The sequence below is a fragment of the Collinsella sp. TF09-1AT genome (assembly GCF_003436895.1).
Taxonomy (GTDB): domain Bacteria; phylum Actinomycetota; class Coriobacteriia; order Coriobacteriales; family Coriobacteriaceae; genus Collinsella.
Map to the genome: position 1 here is coordinate 81,535 of NZ_QSRC01000009.1, position 13,407 is coordinate 94,941.

The 13,407-nt window shown below is 60.6% G+C and carries 13 protein-coding genes; 5 read left to right on the plus strand and 8 right to left on the minus strand.

The features are described from left to right. Nucleotides 1–26: 26 nt before the first annotated feature. The 3 genes from DXC90_RS09825 to DXC90_RS08625 all read right to left on the minus strand — a co-directional run bounded on the left by DXC90_RS09825 (nt 27) and on the right by DXC90_RS08625 (nt 3,607). Nucleotides 27–1,553, minus strand: coding sequence for an FAD-dependent oxidoreductase (locus tag DXC90_RS09825; protein WP_117735613.1), 1,527 nt, complete (start codon nt 1,551–1,553; stop codon nt 27–29). A 296-nt stretch (nt 1,554–1,849) separates the two neighbouring features. Continuing rightward, the gene (locus DXC90_RS08620; protein ID WP_117640944.1) at nt 1,850–2,854 is read right to left on the minus strand and encodes a GGGtGRT protein; all 1,005 of its coding nucleotides are present in this window, start codon (nt 2,852–2,854) and stop codon (nt 1,850–1,852) included. Between the two features lie 18 nt (nt 2,855–2,872). Next, nucleotides 2,873–3,607 carry an iron-sulfur cluster assembly scaffold protein gene (locus DXC90_RS08625; RefSeq protein ID WP_006235554.1) on the minus strand — a complete coding sequence of 245 codons (735 nt, stop codon included), beginning with the start codon at nt 3,605–3,607 and terminating at the stop codon, nt 2,873–2,875. 403 nt (nt 3,608–4,010) lie between these two features. Here DXC90_RS08625 and DXC90_RS08630 point away from each other — a divergent pair, with 403 nt between their 5' ends. Next, nucleotides 4,011–4,811, plus strand: a complete 801-nt coding sequence (locus DXC90_RS08630; RefSeq protein ID WP_117735614.1) for a transposase — start codon at nt 4,011–4,013, stop codon at nt 4,809–4,811. Nucleotides 4,812–4,876: 65 nt separating this feature from the next. On the opposite strand, the gene sufU is transcribed toward DXC90_RS08630, so the two are convergent. The 5 genes from sufU to sufC are packed head-to-tail and all read right to left on the minus strand — an operon-like array spanning nt 4,877 to nt 10,122. Then, on the minus strand, nt 4,877–5,311 hold the full coding sequence (gene sufU / locus DXC90_RS08635) for a Fe-S cluster assembly sulfur transfer protein SufU (protein ID WP_117735615.1): 435 nt from the start codon (nt 5,309–5,311) through the stop codon (nt 4,877–4,879). Then, the gene (locus DXC90_RS08640; protein ID WP_199406663.1) at nt 5,304–6,629 is read right to left on the minus strand and encodes an aminotransferase class V-fold PLP-dependent enzyme; all 1,326 of its coding nucleotides are present in this window, start codon (nt 6,627–6,629) and stop codon (nt 5,304–5,306) included. The genes sufU and DXC90_RS08640 overlap by 8 nt, the downstream gene beginning before the upstream one ends. Further along, nucleotides 6,626–7,897: a SufD family Fe-S cluster assembly protein gene (locus tag DXC90_RS08645; RefSeq protein ID WP_117735616.1), complete on the minus strand. Its 1,272-nt coding sequence runs from the start codon at nt 7,895–7,897 to the stop codon at nt 6,626–6,628. Before DXC90_RS08645 ends, DXC90_RS08640 begins: the two co-directional genes overlap by 4 nt. Further along, the gene (sufB, locus tag DXC90_RS08650) at nt 7,897–9,309 is read right to left on the minus strand and encodes a Fe-S cluster assembly protein SufB (protein WP_117735617.1); all 1,413 of its coding nucleotides are present in this window, start codon (nt 9,307–9,309) and stop codon (nt 7,897–7,899) included. The genes DXC90_RS08645 and sufB overlap by 1 nt, the downstream gene beginning before the upstream one ends. A gap of 12 nt (nt 9,310–9,321) precedes the next feature. Then, complete coding sequence (gene sufC, locus DXC90_RS08655) at nt 9,322–10,122, minus strand: Fe-S cluster assembly ATPase SufC (RefSeq protein WP_117735618.1); 801 nt, start codon at nt 10,120–10,122, stop codon at nt 9,322–9,324. Between the two features lie 224 nt (nt 10,123–10,346). On the opposite strand from sufC, the gene DXC90_RS08660 reads away from it, so the two are divergent. The 4 genes from DXC90_RS08660 (at nt 10,347) to DXC90_RS08675 (ending at nt 13,390) form a co-directional block, all read left to right on the plus strand. Beyond that, the gene (locus DXC90_RS08660; RefSeq protein WP_117735619.1) at nt 10,347–10,778 is read left to right on the plus strand and encodes an Rrf2 family transcriptional regulator; all 432 of its coding nucleotides are present in this window, start codon (nt 10,347–10,349) and stop codon (nt 10,776–10,778) included. Between the two features lie 8 nt (nt 10,779–10,786). Continuing rightward, entirely contained in the window at nt 10,787–11,074 is a 288-nt protein-coding gene (locus DXC90_RS08665) for a nucleotidyltransferase family protein (RefSeq protein WP_006235563.1), read from the plus strand. Next, nucleotides 11,061–11,480 (plus strand): HI0074 family nucleotidyltransferase substrate-binding subunit, encoded by a 420-nt coding sequence (locus tag DXC90_RS08670; protein ID WP_006235564.1) that lies wholly within the window; start codon nt 11,061–11,063, stop codon nt 11,478–11,480. The genes DXC90_RS08665 and DXC90_RS08670 overlap by 14 nt, the downstream gene beginning before the upstream one ends. 128 nt (nt 11,481–11,608) lie before the next feature. Continuing rightward, nucleotides 11,609–13,390 carry a hypothetical protein gene (locus DXC90_RS08675; RefSeq protein WP_117735620.1) on the plus strand — a complete coding sequence of 594 codons (1,782 nt, stop codon included), beginning with the start codon at nt 11,609–11,611 and terminating at the stop codon, nt 13,388–13,390. The last annotated feature ends 17 nt before the right edge of the window (nt 13,391–13,407 follow it).

The following is a 13,407-nucleotide window of genomic DNA, read 5'->3' on the forward strand; positions in this document are numbered from 1 at the left end:
TGCTCTGTTTTAGATGGGTGTTCGACTTAGTCCGCTCGATAATGGGAACCGAGACTTTCGGTTCGGTTGCGCATGGCTTTGACAACTTCTTTTGCTAGCTGAATCTGCGATTCCGGGCGGGCAAGGGCTGCGACTTGGCTGTCATGAGCGTTTCGCATGCTCAGAGTCGTTGCTTCCGTCTCCAGGCTCTCAATCTCCTGCAGTGCTGTGGAGAGGCCCCTTTCGGTCCTGTTGATCATGCAGTAGGTGCTCATTGTGTGTTTGAGGCTGCGGGTCAGGTGCTCGGCGTCTGTTGTGGCAATGCCGTAGTGGGGGAGGTCGATATCCGCCTTCGGGGCCACCTCAGGTGCATTCCGCGCTGCAAGGGCCGCCGATGCGCCCGCGATGCGTCCGAACACGATGCCGTTGGCGCTTGACAGGCCACCAATGCGATCGGCGCCGTGCATGCCGCCTGTTGCCTCGCCACAGGCGTAGAGGCCCTCGACGCCCGTGTACGCGGTTTTGTCGATCCTGATGCCGCCGTTGGCGGCGTGGGCATACATCGCCACGCGCATCTCGTCGCTCGGCGCGATACCGTGCTCGTCTTGTAGCCAGGTGGCAAAGGTCTGCACAAACTCGGGGACGTCCTCGCGGGGGAAGTCGTAGTGGAGCGCCAAGCCCTCTGCACCTGCCTGATCTATGACGAGGTCGATGGCGCGGGAGGCTAAGCGCGAGGTGAAAGGGCCATATCCGGAGCGCTGCTCAAGCAGACCGTCCAGCTTGCCGTCGGCAATATCGACCGGCTGGTCTACATGTACGTAACGCCAGGTCTTTTCGTTAAAGACAAGGTTTCGCTTAGGCTCGATGAAGCCGGGCATCATCTGCATGAACTCTATATTAGTAAGGGACGCACCGTGCGCCAGCGCGATTCCCTGTGATGAGCTGAGCACGTCGGCGGAAGTGAGGCTGCGCTCGAACAGGCCGCCTGTGCCGCCCGCAGCGATGACAATGGCCTTGGCTGCAATAGGCACGAGATGCTCGCTTGCGCGGTCGTAGAGCACGGCGCCGGTAATCTTCCCGGTTGTGTCCTCAACAAGGTCGATAAGCTCATGGCGGGGGAGCAGGCGAATGCCGAGCGATTCGATCCGGGCCGTACACGCGTCCTCAAGGGGCTTGCGGGTGAGGCCGCGCCACATGCGCGTCTTGTGGTCAAAGCAGGGGATAAACTGCTTTTGCTGAGCGCTCTCAGCGCTTTGCGGACGCTGGAGCTCAACGCCTAGGTCTTGCTCGAGCCATTCAATTGCCTGGGGAATGCCGTGGACGAACGTCTGGACGAGCGTAGGGTCGGCAACGCCGCCACCAACGGTCTGGATGGTGCTGATGAGGTCCTGTTCGTCGTCTTCGTCGACGGGGCCAATAAGACCAAGGCCCCAGGTGCCCGGGAAGAAGCTCGATCCGCTCATGGTCTTGCCGGCGCTTGCGACGGCAACGGTCGCGCCCGCGCTCGCCGCTTCGATAGCGGCACAAAGGCCCGCAATGCCAGATCCAATTACCAGTACATCAGTCGATTCCATCGGATTCCTTTCTCGTCCGGCGCATTGTCGCATGGGTGATCGGCAATGGGGCCGCAAAGACTCGGCAAATCGGTAAAGGGCAAATATGGCAGGTGGGCGTCATGGGCGCGTGATGGTTCCGTCTCGCTGCAACTCATATTCCCCTGCAGCTGATATATCGGTAGTAGATGGTCTTGCGACGGGGTAGCTAAAATAGCCCCGTCCCAAATTAGCTACCCCTCTGGAAGAAAAAAGAGCCGCTACCCGGGTGGGTAGCGGCTCTAAAGCTCAACTATATGAGCATCGCGCGGGCGCGATTAGGCCTTGAGGGCCTCCTCGACGGCGACAGCGCAGGCGACGGTGGCACCGACCATGGGGTTGTTGCCCATGCCGATGAGACCCATCATGTCAACGTGCGCAGGCACGGAGGAAGAACCGGCGAACTGGGCGTCGGAGTGCATACGGCCCATGGTGTCGGTCATGCCGTAAGAGGCAGGGCCGGCGCCCATATTGTCCGGGTGCAGGGTACGGCCAGTGCCGCCACCAGAAGCGACGGAGAAGTACTTCTTGCCAGCCTCGATGCGCTCCTTCTTGTAGGTGCCAGCGACGGGGTGCTGGAAGCGCGTGGGGTTGGTGGAGTTACCGGTGATCGAGATATCGACGTTCTCGTGCCACATGATGGCAACGCCCTCACGGACGTCGTCGGAGCCGTAGCAGTTAACGGCAGCGCGGGGACCATCGGAGTAGGGGATGGTCTCGACGACCTTGAGCTCGCCCGTGTAGTAGTCGAACTGGGTCTTCACATAGGTGAAGCCGTTGATGCGGGCGATGATCTGGGCGGCGTCCTTGCCCAGACCGTTCAGGATAACGCGCAGCGGCTTCTTACGAGCCTTGTTGGCGTTCAGAGCCAGGCCGATGGCGCCCTCAGCGGCAGCGAAGGACTCGTGGCCAGCCAGGAAGGCGAAGCACTCGGTGTCGTCGGAGAGCAGCATAGCGCCCAGGTTGCCGTGGCCCAGACCGACCTTGCGGTCCTCGGCGACGGAGCCGGGAACGGTGAAGGCCTGGATGCCCTCGCCGATGATGGCGGCAGCCTCAGAAGCGGACTTGGCGCCACGCTTGACAGCGAGAGCGCAACCGAGGGTGTAGGCCCACTCGGCGTTCTGGAAGGCGATGGACTGGGTGTTGTTGACGATCTCACGCGGGTTGAAGCCCTTGTCGGTGCAGATCTGCAGGGCTTCCTCGAGGGAGGCGATGCCGTTGTCGGCGAGGCACTTGTTGATCTTGTCAGCGCGGCGCTCGTAACCTTCGAACGTAACAGTCATAGTTATTTCCCTCCCTTTCTACTCGTGAACCGGGAACACGCTGGCGACGGAGTGAGTCTCCTCGTCGGTGCGCGGGTCGATGTACTTGGCAGCGTTCTCCCACTGACCATAGTGGCCCATAGCGCCAGCGATGGCCTCCTCGGGGGTCTTGCCGGCCTTGACGGCGTCGGTGAACTTGCCGAGGTTCAGGAACTCGAATGCGATGATCTCGTTCTTGTCGTTGAGAGCCATGCGGGTGACGTAGCCCTGAGCGAGCTCGAGGTAACGAGCGCCCTTGGCCTTGGTGCCGAACATGGTGCCGACCTGAGAGCGAAGGCCCTTGCCGAGGTCGTCGAGGGAGGCGCCCACGGGCAGGCCGCCCTCGGAGAACGCGGTCTGGCTGCGGCCGTAAACGATCTGCAGGAAGATCTCGCGCATAGCAACGTTGATGGCGTCGCAGACGAGGTCGGTGTTGAGGGCCTCGAGGATGGTCTTACCGGGAAGGATCTCGGAAGCCATGGCGGCAGAGTGGGTCATGCCCGAGCAGCCGATGGTCTCAACGAGGGCCTCCTCGATGATGCCGTCCTTGACGTTCAGCGTGAGCTTGCAGGCGCCCTGCTGAGGTGCGCACCAACCCACACCGTGCGTAAGACCGGAGATGTCGGAAATCTCCTTAGCCTGGACCCACTTGCCCTCCTCGGGGATGGGTGCGGGGCCGTGGTATGCACCCTTGGCAACGGGGCACATGTTCTCCACTTCCTGTGAGTACTGCATGCCTCTCCTCTCTATCGTGTTGGCGTCCCGTCTGGGGGTCGTGGCTGGCGATTGCCGGGCGACCCTTCGAAAGGGACATGACATGCAGCCCCTATAATACCGCGAAATGCACGGAATATTCGGCGAACGGCTCAGTTTTCGTAGCGAGAAGTCCGGAAGTTTAAATTGAAACGGTTTAACTCTATGTTCTGTGGTCGCGAACTTCCGTAGAGGGGGTTCGTCTTGGGCAAGCTTTTGGTCAGCTCTTGTATGCGTTGCGGGGGCTGACCTGTTGCAACGGTGCCGTTCGCCGCCTATTTACCGCCTTTGGCCGCGCGAGTCCATTGTTTTGCGTGGATGTTTTGATGGCACGCTTCAATCGTGCTGTATTAGATGGCAAGCAGATCCCGGCGAAGGGAGCGCCATGCAGCGCGTTTGGAGAACGGTTACCGGCTTTTACCATGTCTGTGCCCGCGGTACGGGCAAGCAGCTCATCTTTGAGGGCGACGAAGACCGGTGGGAGTTTTTGGAACTGATGCGCGACTGCTGCCGCGAGGCGGGTGTGACGGTTATCGCCTGGTGCCTTATGGGCAATCACGTGCATCTTGTGCTTGCAGATTACGAGGACGCGATGAGCGCGGCGATGCACCGGCTGCTTTTGACGTACGCGCGGCGGTTCAATAAACGCACGGGGCGCACGGGCCATCTGTTCCAGAACCGTTTTGACCGGCGCTCGCTCGATACCGACCGTTATCTAATGGCTGCCATTCGCTATGTTCACGCTAATCCGCAGGAGGCGGGTATCGCCCTGATCGAGCGCTATCCGTGGAGCAGCTTTGCCGAGTATCTACGAGCGTATGACAACGATACGACGAGGGGATTTTCCGACCCTTCTTGCGTGCTCGAGCTCTTTGAGTCTGCCAAGGGGTTTCTGGATTATTCTCTGTCGATGCCAGATGGTTCCGATCCGGTGATTCACGATATGGATGAGACGGAGTGGGAGCGGCGTGCGTTTGCCGACAAGATGGCGAATCGCTTGGGCGTGCCGCTCAACGAACTCAAGACCGTAGCACCGTCGCGGCGAGATGGAATCATTTTCTCCCTGCACGATGGCGGCTACACGGTGCGCGAGATTGAACGCTATACGGGAATCAGCAAGAGTACCGTCTCTCGTATCGTGCGCGCTTATGCTCGGGTGAAGGCTCAGGCTGAGGGCTCGGAATAGACAATGGCCGAATCACTCTTGTCAAGCGATTCGGCCAACATAATTCTTAAGATTTGGGACAAATACTACTGATTATTTTGTCCCGTGAGCATGCCGTCGAGGGTGCGCCAGGCGAGCTCGGCACATTTGACGCGGGCAGGCATGTGCGAGATGTCCTGGAGCTGGGCGGCTTCGTCCAGGTCTTCCAGGTCCTCCTCGGAGAGCTGCTCGCCGCGGATCATGGCAAGGAAGAGCTCTGCTAGGCGGCGAGCTTCCTCGACGGTCTCGCCGGTGATGAGGTCGGCCATGATGTCGGCGCTGGCCTGACTGATGGCGCAGCCGTGGCCGGTAAAGGAGGCCTCCTCGATCACGCCGTTCTCGACGCGCAGCTGCAAGGTGAGCTCGTCGCCGCAGCTGGGGTTGATGCCGTCGTGCTCGTGCGTGGGAGCATCCATCTCGTACTTATAGTCGGGGTGCGAGTTGTGCTCCATAAATGTGGTGGAGGTGTACAGATTACCCATTGAACGTGCTCCAAACGTGATGCAGGCCGGCGATGAACTTGTCGATGTCGGCCTTGTCGTTGTAGAAGGCCACGCTGGCGCGGCAGCAGGCAAGGTTCTCGACGCCCAGCCAGGTGAGCAGCGGCTGCGCGCAGTGGTGGCCGGCGCGTATGCAGACGCCGTCCATGTCCATGATGCTCGCGACGTCGTGCGGGTGGATGCCGCGGACGTTAAAGCTCACGACGCCGTGATGGTTGTCCCAATAGATGGATCCGATGATCTGGACAAAGTCGAGCTGCATGAGCTCGCCCATCAGGTAGTGCACGAGTGCCCGCTCGCGTGCCTGGATGTTTTCGTAGCCCACCGTGTTGACGAGGTAGTCGAGGGCGGCGCCTGTGGCAAAGATGCCGGCGGCGTCCTGCGTGCCGGCCTCGAACTTCTCGGGGACGGGCGCCCAGACGGCGTCCTGCTCGGTGACCGAATCGATCATCTCGCCGCCGGTCAGCATGGGCGGCATGGCGTTGAGCAGGTCCATCTTGCCCCACAGCACGCCAATGCCCATGGGGCCCATGGCCTTGTGCGCGCTAAAGGCAAAGAAGTCGGCGCCCAGGTCGGCCACATCGACCGGCATGTGCGGCAGCGACTGCGCGCCGTCGACAACCAGATAGCCGCCGTACTTGTGCACGAGCTTGCCAAGGTTCTTGACCGGGTTCTCGACGCCCAGCACGTTAGAGACCTGACCCACGGCCAGGATCTTGGTCTTGGGACCCACCTTGGCAAGAACCTCCTCGGTGGTGAGCTGGCCGGTCTTGGTGGGGTAGAGGTAGACGAGCTTGGAGCCGGTCTCGCGGCAGACCTGCTGCCACGGAATCAGGTTGGAGTGGTGCTCCATGATAGTGATGACGACCTCGTCGCCCGGTTCGAGGACCGTGGGCGCAAAGCTCTTGGCGACCAGGTTGAGCGACTCGCTCGTGTTGCGGGTGAAGACGACCTCGTTGGCCTGGGCGGCGCCGATGAGGTCGGCGATCTGCTGGCGCACCTTTGCGATGGCGTCGGTGGCCTCGACGGACAGCGAGTACAGGCCGCGCAGGGGATTGGCGTTCATGCGCTGATAGAAGTCGCGTTCGGCGTCGAGCACACAGGCAGGGCGCTGCGCGGTGGCGGCGCTATCGAGGAAGGCGATCTCGGGGTGCTGCTGGAACAGCGGGAACTGGCCCTTGTAGGGGTTGGTCTCGATGTCCACAGTGGGCCAGCCGCGCGAAGCCTCGTCGCTGGCGTCGAGCTCCATGGGCTCGGGGGCAGTACAGGTATCGCATTTAACGTGCTCGGTGTCGATCATGCGAGCTCCTCCTCAAAGTTGTCGATCAGGTTGTTGCCCAGGCGGACGACGGCGGCGCGGGCGCGCTCGTCGGTGGCAGAAAGCACGGCGTCCTCCAGCTTGGCGCGGATGAACAGGTCCTCGGCGGCGTTTTGGTCAAGGCCGCGGCAGGCGAGGTAGAACAGCTGCTCGTCGCGGACGTGACCGATGGTGGCGCCGTGGTTGCCGGCGACGTCGTCCTCGTCGCAGAGGATGACGGGAACGGTCTTGTTGTCGACGCCCTTGTTGGCCAAAAGCACCGTTTCGCGCTCGGTGCCGGTTGCACCCTTGCAGCCGTGCACGAGGTCGATGGTGCCGCGGTAGACCTTCTTGGACGTGCCGGTCAGCACGCCGTTGGCGTCGATCTCGCACTCGGTCTTGCGACCGCGGTGGCGCAGCTCGTAGTTAAAATCGCGCACCTGATCGCGGGCGCCCAGGTAATCGGTATCGATGGTGACCTTGGCGGTATCGCCCAGCAGGTCGCCGGCAAGGCCGGTGGCGCTGGCGCCAGCACCCAGAACGGTGTGCTGCACGTTGACGCGCGCGCCCTCGTCCAGGAACAGGCCGGTGTCGTCGAGCGCGATCCAGCTATCGTCGAGCGTCTGCGTGCAGGCCACGTTGACGGTGGCGTACTCGTGGGCGCACACGCGTAGCACAGAACCCACGACGCCCTCGCCGGCAACGGGGGAGTCCAGGGCGATCTGCAGGTCGAGCGTCGACTGGGGACGGGCGACGACGTCGATGGCGGCGATGGCCGCGGCTGCATCGACACCGCTCACGCGCACGGTAACCGTGGCGTGCTTGTATGCGGGCACATCGATGACGACGCGCTTGGTGGCGTGGTCGGCCAGGTAGGTGTAGGCAGCCTCGCCCATGCCAGTCTCGAAGGCCTCAGCGGGGGAGAGCTCCTCCTCCAGCTTAATGGCACCGGCCTGGTAGACGGAGGTGGCGGGCACGTCGAGCTCGGTCTCGGGCGTGATGCGGGCGCGGTCGGCGGCATCACCCGGGGCGGAGGCGCGGCGCTCGGGGAAGCGCTCGGCCATGGCGTCCATGGCGGCGTCGAACGCGTCTGCCACGCCAGCAAACTGCTCGTCCAAGCCCTCAACCTCAATGGTCTCGGCGGGAGCGGCGGCAAGCTCGTCAGAGAGCTCGAGTTTGGTCTGGTTCATCTTGAGCCAACCCCAAGTGGCAGCCGGCATCGCATTGACCTGCTCAAGGGCGGTAGCAGCGGTGTTGGTGGTCTGTTTCATTATCCGATCGCTCCTTCCATCTCGAGCTTGATCAGGTTGTTCATCTCGACGGCGTACTCAAGCGGCAGCTCCTTGGAGACCGGGTTGGCAAAGCCGTTGACGATCATGGTGCGGGCCTCTTCCTCCGAGATACCGCGGCTCATCAGGTAGAACACCTTGTCGTCGCCGATGCGGCCGATGGTGGCCTCGTGGCCGATGTCGACGTTCTTGGCGCGGATGTCCATGGCCGGAATAGTGTCGGAGCGGCTCTGGTCGTCGAGCATCAGCGACTGGCAGCTCACGGTTGCCTTGGAACCCTCGGCCTTGGGTGTCGCCACAATAGAGCTGCGGAACGTCTGGATGCCGCCGCTCTTGGAGATGCCCTTGGTCTCGACGGTTGCCGAGGTCTCGGGGGCGTTGAGCACGACCTTGCAGCCGGTGTCGAGGTTCTGCCCGGCGCCGGCAAAGGTGATGCCGGTAAAGCTCGAGCGGGCGCGGCGGCCGTTGAGCACGCTCATGGGGTAGAGGTAGCCCACGTGGCTGCCGAAAGAGCCGCTGATCCACTCGATGTCGCCATCCTCGTCCACGCGCGCACGTTTGGTGTTGAGGTTGTACATGTTCTTGGACCAGTTCTCGATGGTCGAGTAGCGCAGGTGCGCACGCTTGCCCACAAAGAGTTCGACGGCGCCGGCGTGGAGGTTGGCCACGTTGTATTTGGGCGCGGAGCAACCCTCGATAAAGTGTAGGTCGGCGTCGTCCTCGACGATGATGAGCGTGTGCTCAAACTGGCCGGCGCCCTTGGCGTTGAGGCGGAAGTAGCTCTGAAGCGGAAAGTCGAGCTTGGTGCCCTTGGGCACGTAGACAAACGAGCCGCCCGACCACACGGCGCCGTGCAGGGCCGCAAACTTGTGGTCGGTGGGCGGGATGAGCGTCATAAACTTCTCGTGGATGAGCGGTTCCCACTGCGGGTCGTGCAGGGCCTCCTCGATGCCGGAGTAGACGATGCCCATCTTGGACGCTGTGTCCTGCATGTTGTGGTAGACGAGCTCGGAGTCGTACTGCGCGCCGACGCCTGCCAGATAGCTGCGCTCGGCCTCGGGGATGCCCAGGCGCTCAAAGGTGCTCTTGATGTCGTCGGGCACCGACTCCCAGTCGTGCTTTTGGTCGGTGTTGGGCTTGACATAGGCGACGATGTTATCCATGTCCAGGCCCTCGATGGAGGGGCCCCACGTCGGGTCGGGGAAGCGGTTGAAGATCTCGAGGGACTTTAAGCGCAGGTCGAGCATCCACTGCGGCTCGTCCTTCTTGGCGCTGATCTCGCGCACGATGTCGGGCGTGATGCCGGCGTCGAGGCGCTCAAATCCCTCCTCGCCATAGGTGAAGTCGTAGAGGCTGCGGTCGATGTCCGCGACCTCGGTGCGGTTCTTGGTCATTGCGTCGCCCCTTTACGCCTGCTGCTCGGCAGCGGCGGCCTCGGCCTGGGCGCGCTGCTCGGCGGCCTCGCGCTCGAAGGTCTCAAAGCCGTTCTTGTCGATCCAGGGGATGAGCGAGGCGTCGTCCTCGCGCACGATGTGGCCCTTGACCATAACGTGGACGCGGTCGACATCCAGGTGCTCCAGGATGCGCGTGTTGTGCGTGATGATGAGCATGGAGCCGTCGCAGCTCTTGCGGTAGGCGTCCATGCCATGACTGACGGTGGAAAGGGCGTCGACGTCCAGGCCGGAGTCAGTCTCGTCCAGGATGGCGAGCTTGGGCTGCAGCAGCAGAAGCTGGAGCATCTCGACCTTCTTTTTCTCGCCGCCCGAGAAACCCACGCCCAGCTCGCGGTTGAGGTAGGCGGTATCCATGTTGAGCTCGGCCGCGAGCTCCTTCACGCGGCGGCGGAACTCCTTGCCCTTCATCTCCAGGCCGGGGCGGCCGGCGATGCTGGCGCGCAAAAAGCTCGACAGTGGCACGCCCGGAATCTCGACCGGGGCCTGGAAGCTCAGGAACAGGCCGGCGCGCGAGCGCTTGTCGGTGGTGAGATCGGTTATGTCCTGGCCGTCAAAGACGATACGGCCGTCGTTGACCGTGTAGACGGGGTCGCCCATGACCAGGTGGCCGAGGGTGGACTTGCCGGCGCCGTTGGGGCCCATCAGCACGTGGGTCTCGCCGGCGGCGACGTTGAGGTTGACGTTGTGGAGGATCGTCTTCTCGTCCACGGAGGCGGTCAGACCCTCGATAGAAAGCAGCGGATTTGCGCTCATGCTGTACCTCTCTGTATATGGTGTACTCATAGGTGTACTAAACCCTAGGAATCTTCTCGGAATAAAGTTACTATGGGTTCGGCGTTAGTCAAGGGAAAACCCGACTAATCCACTCGACTTTTCAAATTCTGGGACAAAATAACCTGTCGTGTTTGTCCCACTTAATTAAGATTTGGGACAAACAAACCTGGTTATGTTGTCCCAGATGCGATGGGAGGGTAGGTATGCTCATTTCTTCCAAGGGCCGCTATGCCCTCCGGCTGATGATCTATATCGCGGCGCTCGGTGACGCCGAGGGCAAGATTGCTCTGCGCGAGGTCGCCGACCGCGAGCGCATTTCGCAGAAGTATCTGGAACAGCTGGTTCGTCCGCTTATGAAGGCTGGTCTGCTTAAGAGTGTGCGCGGCAAAGGCGGTGGCTACATGATGGCCAAGGACCCGGCCGAGGTGCGTGCTGGCGACATCCTGCGCGCTGTCGAGGGCAGCACGGCGCCCGTGGCGTGCGACGGTATCGACAACAGCTGCACCCGCAGCGATTTGTGCTCGACCGTCAAGTTCTGGCGCGGTCTGGACGACGTGATCGAAAAGTACGTCGACGGCGTGACGTTGGCCGACCTGGCCGCCGTCCCCGAAATCAACTTTGACATTAAGCTGTAGGGGTGCAAATGGCATCTCTCGACAAGGTGTACAAGCAAATCGAAGTTTTTGCTCGGGAATGTGACGCCGAGAAGGTCGTGTTGTTTGGTTCTCGTGCTCGAGGCGACAACTTGCCCAAGAGCGATATTGACATCGCCGTAGCAGGTTGCCGGGATTTCGGCCGTTTCTCATATTTGATCGAGGAACATCTTGATACTCTTTTAGATGTAGATGTCGTCAATCTCGACGAGTCCCTCTCGCAGCAATTGCTCGATGAGATTGCCAGGGATGGTGTGATTCTGTATGAAAAAATATGAGAACTTTGTTAGCGCCTTGGCGAATCTTGAGGATGCGCCCAATCAGGATCTCAACAATGATTTTGTTCAGAGTGGATTGATTAATAAGTTCAATCTTCAATTTGAACTGAGCTGGAAGCTCCTTAAGCGTCTGCTCGAGTATGAGGGCGCCACGCTTGCCGCGTCGGGGTCTCCTCGTGCCATCGTGAAGGAGTCGTACCGATTCTACGACTTTATTGATGAGGCGGCCTGGCTAGACATGCTCAGAGACCGCAATACGAACGTCCATATCTACGACAACAAGCTCGCTCAAGATTTGATTCAGCGCATCTTGAACGTCTATATCCCCGCTTTCTGTCAGTTGAGGGACGGGCTGATGGAGCGATACGGCGAGCTTCTGATGGCGCCCGACGACCAGTTTGTTTAATTCCTTAAGATTTCGCGGAGGGTTGTTGCCGTTTACCGAGGGGTTGTTGTGCAACAACGGGCGAGCTGCAATACTAATTTTTATCTTTGCAAACTGAACTTTAACTACACCAATGCAGGGAGGATCTTATGCAGCCCAAGCATTCTGCTATTGTCGCGGGCCTGACGTTGGCGCTTTCGTTTGGCGCCGTTTCCGCGCCGGCACCCGCCGCTGCCGAGGAGCCCACGCCGGGCGTTGCCTCGGATGCCACCGATATCGATAAGGGTCTCTACACCCAGCAGTCCTTCTCAGGCGTGCTGAGGTCGGTCCAGGGCGTTTCGTTTGTCAACGTGACTCCCGAGATGAAGTACTTTACCAAGTACGAGAGCCATGGTAACTACAACCAGGGCTTTTCGTACGGTGACGGCTATAACGCGTTGGGCTATTACCAGTTCGACCGCCGCTGGTCGCTCATTCCGTTTATGAAGCAGGTCTACAACTACAGCCCCGAAAAATACAGCATGCTCAAGGATGCGATTGATCGCGGCAGCGAGATTTCCAACACGAGCAATGCCATGTACGAGAACGGTCAGCTCACCGAGTTGGGCCGTATTGCGCAGGAGGCCTTCCAGGGTGCTTACAACACCGATCCTGTTGAGTTCTCAGCACTTCAAGATGCTTATGCGTACAACTCGTACTATGCGGTGACCGAGGCGTGGCTCAAGAGCGGCCTGGGTATTGATATTTCGGGCCGCGCCGACTGCGTCAAGGGCATGGTGTGGAGCATTACCAACATGTGCGGCACTGGTGGCTGCAGGGACTTTTTCCGCTGGGCGAATCTTTCCAACGATATGTCCGATCGCGAGTTTGTGACGGCGCTTTCCTACAGCGTGGTCAATAACGTGGCGACCAAGTATTCGAGCCAACCCCAGTATCATGAGGGCTGGAAGAACCGCTACCGCAACGAGCTGAAGGACTGCTTGGTTTATATCGCCGAGGACGAGGCCGCTGCCGCTGCGACGCCCGTGCAGCCCGAGCCTACGCCGGCGCCCTCGCCGACGCCTGATTCGAATGACGGCTCGAGTGACGATGCCAACGATGACAGGATGGATGCGCCCTCGACCGATGCTGACGGTAATGGCTCTGCTGGTGGCGCTATCAACGACGGTTCCACCTCGAACGGCTCCGATTCGAACGGCTCTGCTGCGGGCGATTCGTCTTCAAGCTCTGCCGGCAATACGGGCAGCGCCGCCTCTGGTTCGACCGACGCTGGTTCCTCTGACTCTTCCACTGGCTCGAGCGATTCTTCCGCCGATACTGGTTCTAGCAATGACTCTAACACTGGCGCCGCTTCTGATTCCGATGCTTCCAAGGACGACTCGAATAAGGCGCCGGACGCTCCCGTTGCTTCGCCGGACAAGAAGCCTTCTTTCTCCGTGCAGCTTGGTTCTACGCTGGGCTCTTCGCTGATGGCTGGTGTCAATAACGGCTCGACTCAGAACAAGGACAACTCTGATCAGGTTTCCACGGAAAAGACCGAGGCCGCAAAGGGCGACTCCAAGGACAAGGCTTCCGAGAAGACCGAATCCGATAAGGGTTCTAGCTCTGAGGCGAAGGACGACAAATCCGCTCAGAAGAAGGACGAGAGCAAGACCGAGGGCGAAAAGAAACAGTCCGAAGACGACGACAAGAGCGGTGCTGACAACCAAGTCCAGGAGCAAAATGACTCCAAAACGGTTACCACTACAACCACCACGACCACCACAACCAAGTCATCTGGCGGCAACATGCCCAAGACGGGCGACTTGATCGTGATGGCGAGCCTTGCCAGCGCGAGCTTGGCCACACTGGGTGCTACGTCTATCGTAAGTGGTAAGCATAAGCTCGATCAGCAGAAGAAGGCTTCTGGGGAGGACAGCTCGGAGGAGTAGCCTCTCGGTTGCCAGAT

What these genes read in the sequence shown, in the direction of transcription:
- DXC90_RS09825 (WP_117735613.1), bottom strand. Translation starts at nt 1,553, where the DNA reads ATGGAATCGACTGATGTACTGGTAATTGGATCTGGCATTGCGGGCCTT.
- DXC90_RS08620 (WP_117640944.1), bottom strand. Translation starts at nt 2,854, where the DNA reads ATGACTGTTACGTTCGAAGGTTACGAGCGCCGCGCTGACAAGATCAAC.
- DXC90_RS08625 (WP_006235554.1), bottom strand. Translation starts at nt 3,607, where the DNA reads ATGCAGTACTCACAGGAAGTGGAGAACATGTGCCCCGTTGCCAAGGGT.
- DXC90_RS08630 (WP_117735614.1), top strand. Translation starts at nt 4,011, where the DNA reads ATGCAGCGCGTTTGGAGAACGGTTACCGGCTTTTACCATGTCTGTGCC.
- sufU (WP_117735615.1), bottom strand. Translation starts at nt 5,311, where the DNA reads ATGGGTAATCTGTACACCTCCACCACATTTATGGAGCACAACTCGCAC.
- DXC90_RS08640 (WP_199406663.1), bottom strand. Translation starts at nt 6,629, where the DNA reads ATGATCGACACCGAGCACGTTAAATGCGATACCTGTACTGCCCCCGAG.
- DXC90_RS08645 (WP_117735616.1), bottom strand. Translation starts at nt 7,897, where the DNA reads ATGAAACAGACCACCAACACCGCTGCTACCGCCCTTGAGCAGGTCAAT.
- sufB (WP_117735617.1), bottom strand. Translation starts at nt 9,309, where the DNA reads ATGACCAAGAACCGCACCGAGGTCGCGGACATCGACCGCAGCCTCTAC.
- sufC (WP_117735618.1), bottom strand. Translation starts at nt 10,122, where the DNA reads ATGAGCGCAAATCCGCTGCTTTCTATCGAGGGTCTGACCGCCTCCGTG.
- DXC90_RS08660 (WP_117735619.1), top strand. Translation starts at nt 10,347, where the DNA reads ATGCTCATTTCTTCCAAGGGCCGCTATGCCCTCCGGCTGATGATCTAT.
- DXC90_RS08665 (WP_006235563.1), top strand. Translation starts at nt 10,787, where the DNA reads ATGGCATCTCTCGACAAGGTGTACAAGCAAATCGAAGTTTTTGCTCGG.
- DXC90_RS08670 (WP_006235564.1), top strand. Translation starts at nt 11,061, where the DNA reads ATGAAAAAATATGAGAACTTTGTTAGCGCCTTGGCGAATCTTGAGGAT.
- DXC90_RS08675 (WP_117735620.1), top strand. Translation starts at nt 11,609, where the DNA reads ATGCAGCCCAAGCATTCTGCTATTGTCGCGGGCCTGACGTTGGCGCTT.